Origin of the sequence: Pseudomonas sp. Irchel s3b5 (genome assembly GCF_900187435.1) — a bacterium.
Taxonomy (GTDB): Bacteria; Pseudomonadota; Gammaproteobacteria; order Pseudomonadales; family Pseudomonadaceae; genus Aquipseudomonas.
The window spans coordinates 1-1231 of the sequence record NZ_FYDY01000069.1; the positions used below are offsets into that span (position 1 = coordinate 1).

Annotated in this window: 1 pseudogene; it reads left to right on the forward strand. The window is 63.7% G+C overall.

Going from position 1 to position 1231, the window contains the following annotated elements:
• Positions 1-1231 (forward strand): annotated as a pseudogene (locus CKW15_RS27790) (RHS repeat protein); the annotation flags it as partial.

Here is a 1231-nt window from a genome sequence, read left to right on the forward strand (position 1 = left end):
GTCACCGAATACCGCTATGACGAAGTCGGACGGCTGATTGCGCTGATTCCGCCGCTGGATGAACCGACGTCCTACGAATACCGCGACGGTTTCCTGCATGCCCGTTATCGCGGGCAGGCGACGTGGACATACGAGCGCAATGCCCAGGGTGACATCAGCGCCGTCACCGATCCCGACGGGCAGATCACCCGCTATTTCTACGACCAGCAGGGACGACTGCTGACGATCCGCTACCCGGACCGCAGCGGCCATCAATTCGTCTGGAACGACCTCGGGCAACTGCTTGAAGAAACCCTGCCGGACGGCAGTCAGCGGCGTTTTTCCTACGCCGTCCTGGGACGCCGGATTACCCAAACGGACGCCCACGGCGCACTGACCCGTTACGAGTGGGACGCCGTCGGCCGCCTGCTGCAAGTGACCCTGCCCAACGGCGCCTACCGCGCCTACAGCTACAACGCCTACGGCAAGGTCACCGCCGAACGCGACGAACTCGGGCGCATCATCCGCTACGAGTACGCCGACGACCTGCACTTGGTCAGCCGCCGCCTCAACCCCGACGGCACCCAGCTCAACTACCGCTACGACCACGCGCAGATGCTGCTGACCGAGATCGAGAACGAGTCCGGCGAGCGCTATCGCCTGGACTACACGGCGGGCGGATTGATCCGACAGGAAACCGGCTTCGATGGGCGGCGCACCGCTTATGCCTACGACCGCAACGGGCAGTTGCTGGAGAAAACCGAGTTCGGCGATGACGGCTCTACGTTGGTTACGGCGTACGAGCGGAACAGCGCCGGACGCCTGCTGCTCAAGACCCTGCCCGACGGCATTGAGGTTCGTTACCTCTACGACAGCCTTGGGCGGCTGATCAATGTCGACGACGGCCACGACCATCCTCTGGAGTTCGAGTACGACCGCCAGGACCGCTTGATCACCGAACACCAGGGCTGGGGCACCCTGCGTTACGGTTATGACAGCTGCGGCCGGCTCCAACGTTTGCGCCTGCCCGACGCCAGCGTGCTCGAATATCGGCATGGCCAGGACGGTGCGCTGACGGCGATCGACCTCAACGGTTCACGGTTGACCGCGCACAGCTTCAGCCACGGTCGCGAACAGCAGCGCCAGCAAGGCCTGCTGCTCAGCGAATACGCCTACGACGATCAGGGCCGTTTGCAGGCGCATGCTGTCAGCCAGAACCGCCAATCGCTGTACCGCCGCGATTATGCCTACA